The following is a 12,009-nucleotide window of genomic DNA, read 5'->3' on the forward strand; positions in this document are numbered from 1 at the left end:
TGCGCGGCGACCGCCGGGCGATTTGACCGTCCCTGCGCGTGGGCGCAGTATCATGGGACCTTCCCCACGACGCAGCGCGCCCCCACCGTTCCCATGTCAGCCGTCATCCCGGGGCATCTGGCCAAGCCCGATACCTCGCACATGGTCCGCTTCTACGACGAGGACTCGATCCTTGTCGCGGACGTGCGCGAGTTCGCCGACGAGGCCTTGCGCTGCGGCGGCAGCGCGATCCTGATCGCCACCGAGGAACACCTGGATGCGCTGCTGCCGCTGCTGCGCGGCCTCGGTCCGGGGCGGGACGATCGGCCGTGGTACACCGGCAATCTGATCACGTTGCCGGCACAGGCGACGCTGGACCGATTCATGGTCGACGGATGGCCGGACGAACAGCGCTTTCTGGCGAGCGTCGGCGAGTTGGTGGCCGCGGAAGCGCGACGCGCTCCACCGCTGCACGCGTTCGGCGAGATGGTCGCGCTGCTGTGCGAGCAAGGCATGCACGACGCCGCGCTGCGGCTCGAGGAACTGTGGAACGATCTGATCCGGCGCCACGGCTTCAGGCTGCTGTGTGCGTATCCGCATCGGGTGTTCGCCAGCGACGAGCAGGCGCGGCACTTCCGCTGCGTCTGCGATGTCCACACCCACTTCTACGCCACCGCGGCGGGCAAGTCGGCCGATATCGCCGACAGCGCGCTGCGCGCCGCGGTATGGCAGCAGAAGGCGCTGGCGCTGGAGAACGAGGTCAAGCGGCTGCGCGAGGCCGAATCGACGTTGCGCCGGCGCGAGATCGAGCTGACCGACTTCCTCGACAATGCCGCCGAGGGCGTGCATCGCGTCGCGGCCGACGGCACCATCCTGTGGGCCAACCGGGCCGAACTCGAGATGCTCGGCTACCGCTACGACGAATATGTGGGACGCCCGATCACCGACTTCCACGTCGACGCCCCGGTCATCGAGCACATCCTCGACAGCCCGAAGGCCGGCGAGACGCTGTACGACCAGCCCGCCCGGCTGCGCTGCAAGGACGGCAGCATCAAGCCCGTGCTGATCCATTCGAACGGCTGCTTCGAGGACGGCAAGCTGCGCTATACGCGCTGCTTCACGCGCGACGCCAGCGACCGCGTCGCGCGCGAGCTCGCCGAACAGCAGCGCGAGCGCCTGCTGCGCGAACTGGAGCGCGCCAGCCAGGCCAAGGACGAATTCCTGGCGATGCTGGGGCACGAGCTGCGCAATCCGCTGTCGCCGATCGTCACGGCGCTGCAGCTGATGCGAATGCGCGGGTCCACCGAGACCCAGCGCGAGCGGGCCATCATCGAGCGCCAGGTCGATCATCTGGTGCGGCTGATCGACGATCTGCTCGACGTATCGCGCATCACGCGCGGCAATATCGAGCTCAAGGTGGAGACGGTGCAGCTGGCCGACGTGCTCGCCAAGGCCGTCGAAATGACAAGCCGGCTTCTGGAACAGCGCAGCCATCGGCTGACCGTCGACGTCGACCGCTCGCTGGCCTGGCAGGGCGACCCCGTGCGGCTGGCGCAGGCGGTCGCCAATCTGCTGACCAATGCCGCGCGCTACACCGATATCGGCGGCGAGATCCGGCTGTCGGCATGGCGCGACGACCGGGTGGAGGACATAGCGGAGGGCCGCGCAGAGGGCACCATCGTGATCCGGGTGCGCGACAACGGCATCGGCATCGCAGCCGACATGCTGCCCCATCTGTTCGACCTGTTCTATCAGGGGCCGCGCAAGATCGACCGCCAGGAAGGCGGGCTCGGAATCGGTCTGGCGCTGGTCAAGAATCTGGTCGAACTGCACGGCGGCAGCGTGTCGGCGACCAGCGCGGGACCCGCTCAGGGCAGCGAATTCACGATCCGCCTGCCCGCGGTGGCCAGCGCCGAGCTGGTGGCGGCCGCGCACCGCGACGAACCTGCCGCCGTGGTAGCCGCCGCCGATGCGCGCCGCGTGCTGCTGGTCGACGACAACGTCGATTCGGTGCAGGCGCTGGCGCAATTGCTGACGGCCTACGGCCATCATGTCCAGGTGGTCTACGACCCGGTCTCCGCGCTGCGCGTCGTCGAGCGCTTCGCGCCCGATGTCGCGGTGCTCGACATCGGCCTGCCGGTGATGGACGGCTACGAACTGGTGCGCCGGCTGCGCGAGACGCTGGGCGGCCGTCCGTGCCGCTTCGTCGCGCTGACGGGCTACGGGCAGGACACCGACCGCGATCGAAGCAAGGCCGCCGGCTTCAGCCAGCATCTGGTCAAGCCGGTCAGCCCCGATGCGTTGCTGCGGCTGATCGAGGACACCGGCCAATAAGGCCGGCGGCAGCTCTTCCTACACCGCCAGGTAGTCGCGCCGTACCGCGTCGTTGGCGGCCAGTTCCGCCATCGTGCCGTGGTAGCGGATGTGGCCGTTCTCCAGCACATAGGCACGATCGCTGACCAGTTCGGCGAAGTGCAGGTTCTGCTCGGACAGCAGGATCGACATGCCCTCGCGCTTGAGCGCCAGGATCATGTTGGCCATCTGTTCGACGATCACCGGCGCCACGCCTTCGGACGGCTCGTCGAGCAGCACCAGATACGGATTGCCCATCAGCGTGCGCGACACGGTCAGCATCTGCTGCTCGCCGCCGCTCATCTGCCCGCCCGGCCGGTTCGGCATCTCGCCGAGGTTCGGAAACAGCGAGAACAGCTTCTGCGGCGTCCATTCGACCGCATCGGCACGCGGCGGCTGCCTGCCGATCTCGAGGTTTTCCATCACCGTCAGGTCGGTGAAGATACGACGGTCCTCGGGCACGAAGCCCATGCCCAGGCGGCTGATCTGGTACGGCTTGGCGCGCGCGAGGTCGCGGCCGCGAAAGCGGATGCTGCCGTGCGCGCGATCGAGCAGCCCCATCAGCGCCTTCATCGTGGTCGACTTGCCGGCCCCGTTGCGGCCCATCAGCGCGACGACCTCGCCGCGCCGCACTTCCAGCCCGACATCGAACAGGATATGCGCGCGGCCATAGAATGCGTTCAGGCCGCTCACTTCCAACAGCGTGTCGGCGCTCATGCCGAACCCTCCTGCATCTGTCCGGATCGGCGTTGTCCGGCCCGGCTTTCGAAGGTCTTGCCGGTACCGAAATACACCTCGCGTACCTTGGGATCGTTGCGGATCGTCTCGCCATCGCCCTCGGCGATCAGCTGGCCGCGCGCCAGCACGATCATCCGGTCCGCATAGGCAAACACGACGTCCATGCTGTGCTCGGTAAACAGCACCGACAGCTGGTGCCGCACGACCAGTTGCCTGGTCAGCGCCATCAGCGCCCGGCGCTCCTCGGGCGCCATGCCGGCGGTCGGCTCGTCCATCAGCAGCAGCCGCGGCCGGTTGGCCAGCGCGATCGCCAGTTCGACGCGCTTGACGTCGCCATAGGCCAGCACGCCGCAGGCGCGCTCGGCCTGGCTGGCCATGCCGACCTGTTCGAGCAGCGCCATTGCCTCGTCGCGATGGTGCCGGCGCACCGGGCGCCACAGCTGGAACAGCTTGCGCTCGCGCGACAGGATCGCCATCTGCACGTTCTCGACCACCGTCATCGAGCCGAAGGTGGCGGCGATCTGGAAGGTCCGGCCGACGCCGAGCCGCCAGATATCGCGTGGCCGCATGCCGGCGATCTCGTGCCCGTCGAATCGGATCGAGCCGTGGTCCGGCTTCAGCTGGCCATTCAGCATGTTGAAGCAGGTCGATTTGCCGGCGCCGTTGGGGCCGAGCAGCGCCAGCAACTGGCCGGCAGGCAGGTCGAACGACACGTCGCTGACCGCCTTGACGCCACCGAACGCCTTGCCCAGATGTCTGACTTGCAGCAGCGTCATGCCGGCTCCTTCAGCGAGGGAGATTGCCAGGACGAGGAGGCGGACGCGCCGGACTGGCCAGACGCGCCGGCCGCCGGCTCGGCTTCGGCCGGCTCCGTCTCGCGCACGAAGCGCTTGCGCAGCGAGCCGACGATGCCGGCCGGGAACAGGATCACCAGCAGCAGCATGGTGGCGCCCAGCAGTGCCCGCCAGTATTCGGTTTCGCGCGCGATGGTGTCGTGCAGCCAGGTGAACACCGACGCGCCGACCAGCGGCCCGGCCAAGGTCTGCACGCCGCCGAGCAGCACCATCACCAGGCCGTCGACGGAGCGGCCGACGCTGATCGCCTCGGGCGAGATGCTGCCCTTCGAATAGGCGAACAGCACGCCTGCCATGCCGCAGAACAGGCCGGCGATGGCAAACGCCACCCACTGCACCCGCTTGACGTCGATGCCGATCGCCTCGGCGCGCAGCGCCGAATCGCGTCCGGCGCGCATCGCGTAGCCGAACGGTGCAAAGAGGATGCGACGCAGCGCCAGCACGCACAGGCAGCACAGGCCCATCGTCAGGTAATAGAACGCGGTCGGCGACGACAGCCAGCCGGCCGGCCACACGCCAAGCAGACCATTGCTGCCGCCGGTGAAGCCGTCCCACTGGTAGATCACCGACCAGACGATCTGTGCGAAGGCCAGCGTCAGCATCGCCAGATAGGTGCCGGACAGCCGCACGCAGAACCAGCCGAACACGATCGCGCCGGCGCAGGCCAAGAGCGGCGCCAGCAGCAGCGTGCTCTCCATCGGCAGTTGCCATTTGGTCAGCAGCAGCGCGGCCGCGTAGGCGCCCAGGCCGAAGTAGGCGGCATGGCCGAACGAGTGCAGGCCCCCCGGGCCCATGATGAAGTGCAGGCTGGCGGCGAACAGCACCGCAATCAGGATTTCGACCAGCAGCACCGTCAGGTAGGGATAGGTTTGCGCGAGCAGCGGCACCAGCAGCAGCGCCACGACGGTCAGCGCCCCAGCGAGCTTGACCGCCTTGCCGGGCGCACGCAGCGGCGCCTCCAGCTCGGCGCCATTGCGCGACGGCGCCTGTGGCTTGCCGAGCAGACCCCAGGGGCGCACCACCAGGATCACCGCCATCACCAGGAACTCGACCACCAGCGTCATCCTGGTCAGCGCGATCTCGACGCCGCCGAACGACACCGTGCCGAGCGCGATGCACAGCGCCTTGATCTCGGCGATCAGCAGCGCCGCGAGAAAGGCGCCGGGGATCGAGCCCATGCCGCCGACCACGACAACGACGAAGGCGCTGCCAATGGTCTCCAGATCGAGCGCAAGGTTGGCCGGCACGCGCGGGCCCTGCAGCGCACCGGCCAGACCCGCCAGAAAGCAGCCGAGCGCGAACACGCCGGTGAACAGCCAGGCCTGGTTGGTGCCGAGCGCGCCGACCATTTCGCGGTCCTGCGTCGCCGCGCGCAGCAGCGTGCCCCAGCGCGTGCGTGTCAGCAGCAGCCACAGCAGGCCGAGCACCAGCGGGCCGATCGCGATCAGCACCAGGTCGTATTGCGGGAAGCGCTGGCCCAGTATTTCCACCGCGCCGCTCAGGCCCGGCGCGCGGGGGCCGAACAGGTCCTCGGGTCCCCAGACGAACAGCGCCGCATCCTTGATCACCAGCACCAGCGCGAACGTCGCCAGCAGCTGGAACAGTTCGGGCGCCTGATAGATGCGCCGCAGGATCAGGCATTCGACCAGCGCGCCGATCGCGGCGACCAGCACCGCGGACACCAGCACGCCGCCCCAGAAGCCCGCGGCGGTCTCGCCGATACGGCTGACCACCGTATAGGACAGATAGATGCCCAGCATGAAGAACGAGCCGTGGGCGAAATTGACGATGCGGGTGACGCCGAAGATCAGCGACAGCCCGGCGGCCACCAGGAACATCGTCGAGGCTTCGGCCAGGCCATTCAGCAGCTGGGCCAGCAAGCTTGTCAGTGTCATGTGTCGACTCCAGCCGGGACGCGCCGGCCCTGTTGCATCGGCCCTGTTGCATCGGCCTTATTGCATCGGCCTTATTGCATCAGCCTTGTTGCGCCGGCCTTATTGCGCCGGCCGCATCGCCTTCACTTCGGCATCGCTGGGCTGCACCTTGGCACCGTCGACGTAGACGAACGAGGTCATCACGCCCTTGCCGTCGCGCACGCCGGTGCGTCCGACATAGGCGCCCATCGTCGATTGATGGTCCTGCGGACGGTAGACGATCTGCCCCATCGGCGTGTCGACGCGCAGGCCGGAGAACGCGGCGGCGAGCTTGTCGCTGTCGGCGGAGCCGGCCTTCTGCAGCCCCGCCGCGATCGACTTGACCGCGGCGTAGCCGACCACCGAGCCGACGCGCGGCGTGTCGTTGAATTTCTTGCGATAGGCCTCGACGAACTTCTTGTTTTCGGGCGTATCGATCGCGTACCACGGGTAGCCGGTCACGATCCAGTTCTTCGGCGCCTCGCCGCGCAGCGGATCCAGATATTCCGGTTCGCCGGTCAGCAGCGACACCACCTCCCGTCCTTCGAACAGCCCCCGCGTGTTGCCCTCGCGGACGAACTTGCCCAGGTCGGCGGCGAACAGCACGTTGAAGATCGCATCGGGCTTGGCATCCGCCAGCGCCTGCACCACCGAGCCGGCGTCGACCTTGCCCAACGGCGGCGCCTGTTCGGCGACGAACTCGACATCGGGCTGCGCCTGCTTCAGCAGCTTCTTGAAGGTGGCGACCGCCGATTGCCCGTATTCGTAGTTGGGATAGACGATGGCCCAGCGCTTCTTCTTCAGCCTGGCCGCCTCGGGCACCAGCATCGCGACCTGCATATAGGTCGACGGACGCAGCCGGTAGGTGTACCGGTTGCCGTTCTGCCAGACGATCTTGTCGGTCAGCGGCTCGGCGGCCAGGAAGAATACGCGCCGCTGCCGGGCATAGTCGGTCAGCGCGAGACCGGTATTGGACAGGAAGCCGCCGAACAGCAGCGCGACGCGCTCGCGCGCCACCAGTTCCTCGGCCACCCGCACCGAGTCTCCCGGATTGCCGTTATCGTCGCGCGACACCACCTCCAGCTTCTTGCCGAGCACGCCGCCCGCCGCATTGACCTCCTCGATCGCCATCTCCCAGCCGCGCTTGTACGGCTCGAGAAACGCCGGCTGCGCCTTGTAGCTGTTGATTTCGCCGATCTTGATGGTGTTCTGCGCCAGCGCCGCGGCGCTGCCGAGCAGCGCCGACACGGTGACGGCCACGGCGGCGGCGGCGCGGCGCAATCGCCGTTGGGGGCGGATTCGGTTGTGCATCGTTCTTCCTTTGCTGAAGCAAGTCGCCAGATGGCGGGAATGGACAATGAAACGGCAAGGCACGCCGGCGCGCGGCCGGCACAGTGCTGGTGCGCATCCCTCGCCGGAGGCGGTGCTCCTCGCACTGTTTTCATTCAGGATTCACTACATAAACTGCGACAGCCGGGTTGAGGCAAGGAACGGGCCAGCGGCTTCCCATGCCGCATCGTACAAGCATGCCACGGCAATCGGCTTCGCGCTCGCCGGCCGGCATTGCGCTGGCGGACGGACTCGCGCGGCCCCCCATTGATGTAGCGTTTACCGAATGGACGTTCAGTATGTACTACATCAAGGCGAGTGGAAATCAGGGTGTTCACGGGAATGGCGCGGGCCTGAAGCGGGGCCTGGCCCGCCGGAAAACAGCGCGGTGAATCAAGCCGTCAGCGAAAAGCCTGCCGGCATCAGCCCTTTGTCCGCAGCAGATCGACATAGGCCGTCGGCACCAGCTGCCCGGCATCGACACCCAGCTTGCCGAGCAGCGCATGGGCCTCGGCCACACCCTGCTCGGCCGCTTCGCCGTCGCGCAGCACCACCTCCAGTTCGAGGAAGTCGCCCAGTCCCTCGACCCGATCCAGATGCACGCGGGTGCGGCCGATCAGGTACAGGATGCGGGCCTTGCGCACGCGTCCGGCCTCGCCGTAGGCGGCAGCCAGCGCGGCACGCAGCCGGTCCGGCTCGGCGGTCGGCACGATCTGGTAGTGGCTTGGCTTGGGACCGCTGTCGTCGGCGCGGCGATAGAAGATCAGCTCGCCCTGTCCCGACGGAAACGCGCGCAGCTTCAGGCGGCCATTGCCGCAATGGAAAAAGGTGTCGTCCTGCTGCAGCAGTTCGGGACCGTGATCGGCCAGTTCGGCCGCGAGAGGCGCCAGGGCGTCGCGGTCGTCGACGCGGGCCTTGATTTCGATATTGGTCGGCATGGGCCGACGATGGTAGCACGCGTGCCCGCTCGCCCCGGGCGCATGCCGCCAGGCCCGGATCCTTATGCCGCCTGCTGCTCGATGGCGAACGCCAGCGCGTCTTCCAGCCTGTCGTTGCCCCAGAACATCTGCCCGCCGACGAAGAAGGTCGGCGCACCGAAGACGCCGCGGTGCAGGGCCCGTTCGGTCTGCGCGCGCAGCGCCTCCTTGTTCTGCCGCAGCACGGCAGCCGCCAGCAGGGCGTCGGCCGGCAGACCCAGTTCGGCCAGCGCCTCGCCGACCGCCTCGGGGTTGTCGATATCGCGGTCCTCCGCGAAATTCATCCGCATGATGCGGCGGCAATAGGCGCCGATCCACGGTTCCTGTGCGCCGAGCAGCGCCACGCGCATCGGCAGCAGCGCGCGGCGCGGGAACTGGCTCGGCTGCCGCCATGGCAGGCCGTATTTGGCGCACTGGCGGGCGGTGTCGATCATCGCGTAGGCACCCTTGGCGCGCTGCACCACGAAGGGCGAGCCCTGCCAGCCCAGGGCGGCGAACACCGGGCCGAGCAGAAACGGCTTCCACGCCAGCGTGACGCCGTGCCGGGCCGCCAGCGGCTCGATCCGCATCGCGCTCAGATAGCTGTAGTTGCTGCCGAATTCGAACCAGAACTCGAGCGTGGGCCGGGGCGTTGGCGCAGGCATGGGCGCGGCTGGCATCCTGTCTCCTGGTTGGCGGCGACGACGCCACGATGATCGCCCTGACACCCCGCGCCGCTCAAGCGCGGCCTCGGCATGGGGCGCATGCCCGGGCGGCATGCCGCGGCGCACAAGCCAGACCGCGGCTGTGACACACACGCCGCCCGGGGTGTCGTCCCTTTCCTACAGGCAATTCAGCCCGGGGCCGAATCGACGGCGTGGCGGCGGGGCCTAAGCTGGACGCATCAGGCGGCAACCACGCCGCTCAGGAGATCATCATGTGGAAGCTGATAGCAACGCTCGTTGCGGCGGGCGCGATGACCATCTCGATGCAGGGCTGTACGCTCGGCGGCGCGGTCGCCGGCGGTGCGATCGGTCACGAAGTCTCCGATGGCAGCCCGTGGGGCACGATCGGCGGAGCGGCGGTCGGCGGCTATATCGGCCACGAGCTGGGCAAGGACTGACGGGGCTCGCTGCGTCGTCGCCGCGCATGCGGGAAGCCAGCGCCTCCGACAGCCGCCGGGTCCCGCCTTCGCGGCGACGACGCAGCCCTCAACACCTCAATAGCGGGTCCGTTCCGCACTGCGCGCCACCACGGCATTGCCGGCGATCAGCTCGCCGAGCAGTGCCAGCGAGGCGCGGCCGCTGGTGCGATACGGATCGAACTCCGCCCGCGGGAAGTACTTCAGCAGCGTGGCGGTATTGATGCGGCAGGTGTCGACCAGCCCCATCGCCCAGCCGGCAAATTGCCGCTCCCCGATTTCCTCGTAGTGCAGCAGCACGACGTCCTCGTGCCGCGGGTCCTTTGCGATCCGGTGATAGAGGGCCGATACCTCGGCGCGGGCGCCTTCCAGCGCCTGCACGAAGACGCCGTTGCCATAGCACAGCACGCCGGTGATGCCTTGCGGCGGATTGCGCTCGATGCTGGTGGCCACGATGGTGTCGACCAGCCCCTCGTCGGCGGGCTGGCGGGCGCGGCTCGCGTAAAGCAGACGAACTAGCATGGTGGCCTCCTTCAGCCGCGGTTCAGATTGAGCAGGGTCAGGAATTCGCGGCGCAGGCTGTCGTTCTTCAGGAAGGAGCCGCGCATCACGCTGTTGGTCATCTTGGCGTCGGTATCGCGCACGCCGCGCCAGTGCATGCAGAAGTGCTCGGCCTCCATCACGATGGCCAGGCCGTCCGGATTCATCTTCTGCTGCAGCAGGTCCGCCATCTGGCTGACCGCCTCTTCCTGGATCTGCGGACGGCACATGATCCATTCGGCCAGCCGCGCATACTTGGACAGGCCGATCAGGTTCGAATGCTGGTTGGGCATGACGCCGACCCACAGCTTGCCGATGATCGGGCACAGATGGTGCGAGCACGCGCTGCGCACGCGGATCGGGCCGACGATCATCAGTTCGCTGAGCTGCTCGACATTCGGGAATTCCGTCACGCTCGGCGCATGCACATAGCGGCCGGCGAAGATTTCCTTCAGGTACATCTTGGCGACGCGGCGCGCGGTCTCCTGCGTGTTGTGATCGTTGTCGATATCGATGACCAGGCTGCGCAGCACGTCGGCCAGCCGGTTTTCGACCTCCTTCGACAACTGCTCGAGTTCGCCGGGCTCGATGAAGCGCGAGATATTGTCGTTGGCGTGAAAGCGCTGGCGCGCGGCAAGCAGCCGGGCGCGGATGCGCTCCGACACCGGCTGCTCGACGACGTGGCCACGCGCGTCGGCCGCGCTGGGCGCCGAGAGGTCGGCCCCTTGCCGTTTCGGAGCGGAATCGCTGTTGGTCATGCCGTTTCCCGAGTTGAAGGACATTGGCCCGACTATAGGGGGACGGCACAGCGTCGGCAAGCGCAGGGGAGACCGGGCCATGCCCGGCAAAGCCAGCGCCGGTGCAAGGACACGGCAGCGTCAGGCCTCGCCAGCCGCTGCCGCGATGTCCCCCGCTGCCTGCGCGAACAGGCTCGCGGGCGGCACGAACAGTCCGCGGCCGAGCAGGCCCAGTTCGCCGGCGGCATCGATCATGGCGATCGCGGTCAGCGGCTCGCGACCCGTGACGATGCTTGCGGCATCGAGGCCCACGGCCAGCCCTTGCGGCGCCAGGCCGGGATGGCGGCCCGCCAGCAGGGATCCGGACCGCGCGCGCCAGTCGGCGGGCAGCCACGGTGCCAGCGCCGCGGCGATCTCCGGCGCTCCAGTCAACGCCTGGCCGCCGCAGCCCAATGCATCGATGACGCCGCTGTCGCCGATCACCGGCGAGGCGGTGGCGCCGGCCGCCGATGCGTTCAGCGGCGGTCCGACCGGCGCGGCGGCAGGCGCGGTATGCCAGCGATGCGGCTGCCCGGCCAGCCGAATACCGACCCGTTCGCCATTGCCGGCCAGCGCCACGACGAGGCTCGAGGCCGCGTCGCGGCCGCCATCGGCGGCGCGATCCAGCATCAGGTGGCAAGCGGCCATCCACAACGTCAGGAAGAACAGCGGCGTCTGGCGCAGCATCCGCGCCACGGCCCGCGCGTCCCCATCCTCCCCATCGTCCCCTCCGTCGGCTTCCTCCGTGGCGTCGGCCGCCCCGTCGCCGACGCCGCCCAGCGCCGGGATCAGCCGCTCGCACAAGGCCGTGTTGGCCGCCGTCGTGCGCGCATGCAGGTCGTCGCCCGCGGCCAGGCCCGTCGCGGCCAGCGGCAGCAGCGCCAGCGGCCCCGCGGCCAGCACGGCGTTCAGCCGGCGCGCCAGCGCGCGATCGCGCCACGCCAGTCTGGGCAGGATCGCCGGATCCCGGCTGCCGAAGCGCAATTGCGGCCCGGCGCCGCTGCCGAGCAGCGACCACGCCCGTGCAGGCACGGCGTGCGAGCCGGCAGCGGCCAGGTCCACGACCTCTACCAGCGCCGACGAAGGCGAAATCAGCGCGGCCAGCGGCGTGACCGCGCCGAAGTCCTGCGTCGGCCGCAAGGCAATGCGTCCGCAGGCGATCGCGTGCTCGGCCGCCATCGCGTCGCTTGCCCAGCCCTCGTACAGGCAGCACAGCACCGCCGAAGCCAGCAGCGGCTTCGGCGGCCGGCACGGGTCGGTCAGTGGCGGGCCGGCGTGCAGCAGCGTGTGGGGGGCCAGGCCCAGCGCCTCGCGCGCCGGCCTTACCGCCGTCCACGCGGGCTGCACCGAGGCGAGCCGCGCCAGCACGCGCGCATTGGCGGCGCGGCGGGCGGCTTCATTGGCATCGATCGCGTCCATTGCCGTGCTCAT

General features: G+C 68.7%; 11 protein-coding genes. 2 read left to right on the forward strand and 9 right to left on the reverse strand.

The window, feature by feature from the left end:
• Positions 1-93 precede the first annotated feature (93 nt).
• Complete coding sequence (locus FOB47_RS09815) at positions 94-2,313, forward strand: hybrid sensor histidine kinase/response regulator (protein ID WP_174780753.1); 2,220 nt, start codon at positions 94-96, stop codon at positions 2,311-2,313.
• Positions 2,314-2,331: 18 nt separating this feature from the next.
• Here FOB47_RS09815 and FOB47_RS09820 read toward each other — a convergent pair whose 3' ends face one another.
• The 6 genes from FOB47_RS09820 to FOB47_RS09845 form a co-directional block, all read right to left on the reverse strand.
• Complete coding sequence (locus tag FOB47_RS09820; RefSeq protein ID WP_053823310.1) at positions 2,332-3,048, reverse strand: ABC transporter ATP-binding protein; 717 nt, start codon at positions 3,046-3,048, stop codon at positions 2,332-2,334.
• Positions 3,045-3,845 carry an ABC transporter ATP-binding protein gene (locus tag FOB47_RS09825; RefSeq protein ID WP_053823309.1) on the reverse strand — a complete coding sequence of 267 codons (801 nt, stop codon included), beginning with the start codon at positions 3,843-3,845 and terminating at the stop codon, positions 3,045-3,047. The genes FOB47_RS09820 and FOB47_RS09825 overlap by 4 nt, the downstream gene beginning before the upstream one ends.
• On the reverse strand, positions 3,842-5,818 hold the full coding sequence (locus FOB47_RS09830; protein WP_174780754.1) for an ABC transporter permease: 1,977 nt from the start codon (positions 5,816-5,818) through the stop codon (positions 3,842-3,844). The genes FOB47_RS09825 and FOB47_RS09830 overlap by 4 nt, the downstream gene beginning before the upstream one ends.
• 99 nt (positions 5,819-5,917) lie before the next feature.
• Positions 5,918-7,147, reverse strand: a complete 1,230-nt coding sequence (locus FOB47_RS09835; RefSeq protein WP_053823307.1) for an ABC transporter substrate-binding protein — start codon at positions 7,145-7,147, stop codon at positions 5,918-5,920.
• A gap of 440 nt (positions 7,148-7,587) precedes the next feature.
• Entirely contained in the window at positions 7,588-8,103 is a 516-nt protein-coding gene (locus FOB47_RS09840; protein WP_053823306.1) for a class IV adenylate cyclase, read from the reverse strand.
• Positions 8,104-8,165: 62 nt separating this feature from the next.
• Positions 8,166-8,786 carry a 2-hydroxychromene-2-carboxylate isomerase gene (locus FOB47_RS09845; protein WP_174780755.1) on the reverse strand — a complete coding sequence of 207 codons (621 nt, stop codon included), beginning with the start codon at positions 8,784-8,786 and terminating at the stop codon, positions 8,166-8,168.
• Between the two features lie 272 nt (positions 8,787-9,058).
• Here FOB47_RS09845 and FOB47_RS09850 point away from each other — a divergent pair, with 272 nt between their 5' ends.
• Positions 9,059-9,244 carry a glycine zipper 2TM domain-containing protein gene (locus FOB47_RS09850; RefSeq protein WP_053823305.1) on the forward strand — a complete coding sequence of 62 codons (186 nt, stop codon included), beginning with the start codon at positions 9,059-9,061 and terminating at the stop codon, positions 9,242-9,244.
• A 96-nt stretch (positions 9,245-9,340) separates the two neighbouring features.
• Here FOB47_RS09850 and FOB47_RS09855 read toward each other — a convergent pair whose 3' ends face one another.
• From FOB47_RS09855 to FOB47_RS09865, 3 genes are all read right to left on the reverse strand, one after another.
• On the reverse strand, positions 9,341-9,784 hold the full coding sequence (locus FOB47_RS09855) for a BLUF domain-containing protein (RefSeq protein WP_151022639.1): 444 nt from the start codon (positions 9,782-9,784) through the stop codon (positions 9,341-9,343).
• 11 nt (positions 9,785-9,795) lie between these two features.
• Positions 9,796-10,560: a GTP cyclohydrolase I gene (gene folE / locus FOB47_RS09860; RefSeq protein WP_174780756.1), complete on the reverse strand. Its 765-nt coding sequence runs from the start codon at positions 10,558-10,560 to the stop codon at positions 9,796-9,798.
• A 120-nt stretch (positions 10,561-10,680) separates the two neighbouring features.
• Positions 10,681-12,009: an oxamate carbamoyltransferase subunit AllG family protein gene (locus FOB47_RS09865; RefSeq protein WP_244959224.1), complete on the reverse strand. Its 1,329-nt coding sequence runs from the start codon at positions 12,007-12,009 to the stop codon at positions 10,681-10,683.

The organism is Cupriavidus gilardii, from assembly GCF_013347325.1.
In the GTDB taxonomy this organism is placed as follows: domain Bacteria; phylum Pseudomonadota; class Gammaproteobacteria; order Burkholderiales; family Burkholderiaceae; genus Cupriavidus; species Cupriavidus gilardii.

Excerpts from the sequence above, each read along its gene's own strand:
- FOB47_RS09840 (WP_053823306.1), bottom strand. The coding sequence starts at position 8,103 with ATGCCGACCAATATCGAAATCAAGGCCCGCGTCGACGACCGCGACGCC.
- FOB47_RS09865 (WP_244959224.1), bottom strand. The coding sequence starts at position 12,009 with ATGAGCACGGCAATGGACGCGATCGATGCCAATGAAGCCGCCCGCCGC.
- folE (WP_174780756.1), bottom strand. The coding sequence starts at position 10,560 with ATGACCAACAGCGATTCCGCTCCGAAACGGCAAGGGGCCGACCTCTCG.
- FOB47_RS09845 (WP_174780755.1), bottom strand. The coding sequence starts at position 8,786 with ATGCCTGCGCCAACGCCCCGGCCCACGCTCGAGTTCTGGTTCGAATTC.
- FOB47_RS09815 (WP_174780753.1), top strand. The coding sequence starts at position 94 with ATGTCAGCCGTCATCCCGGGGCATCTGGCCAAGCCCGATACCTCGCAC.
- FOB47_RS09820 (WP_053823310.1), bottom strand. The coding sequence starts at position 3,048 with ATGAGCGCCGACACGCTGTTGGAAGTGAGCGGCCTGAACGCATTCTAT.
- FOB47_RS09850 (WP_053823305.1), top strand. The coding sequence starts at position 9,059 with ATGTGGAAGCTGATAGCAACGCTCGTTGCGGCGGGCGCGATGACCATC.
- FOB47_RS09835 (WP_053823307.1), bottom strand. The coding sequence starts at position 7,147 with ATGCACAACCGAATCCGCCCCCAACGGCGATTGCGCCGCGCCGCCGCC.
- FOB47_RS09825 (WP_053823309.1), bottom strand. The coding sequence starts at position 3,845 with ATGACGCTGCTGCAAGTCAGACATCTGGGCAAGGCGTTCGGTGGCGTC.
- FOB47_RS09855 (WP_151022639.1), bottom strand. The coding sequence starts at position 9,784 with ATGCTAGTTCGTCTGCTTTACGCGAGCCGCGCCCGCCAGCCCGCCGAC.
- FOB47_RS09830 (WP_174780754.1), bottom strand. The coding sequence starts at position 5,818 with ATGACACTGACAAGCTTGCTGGCCCAGCTGCTGAATGGCCTGGCCGAA.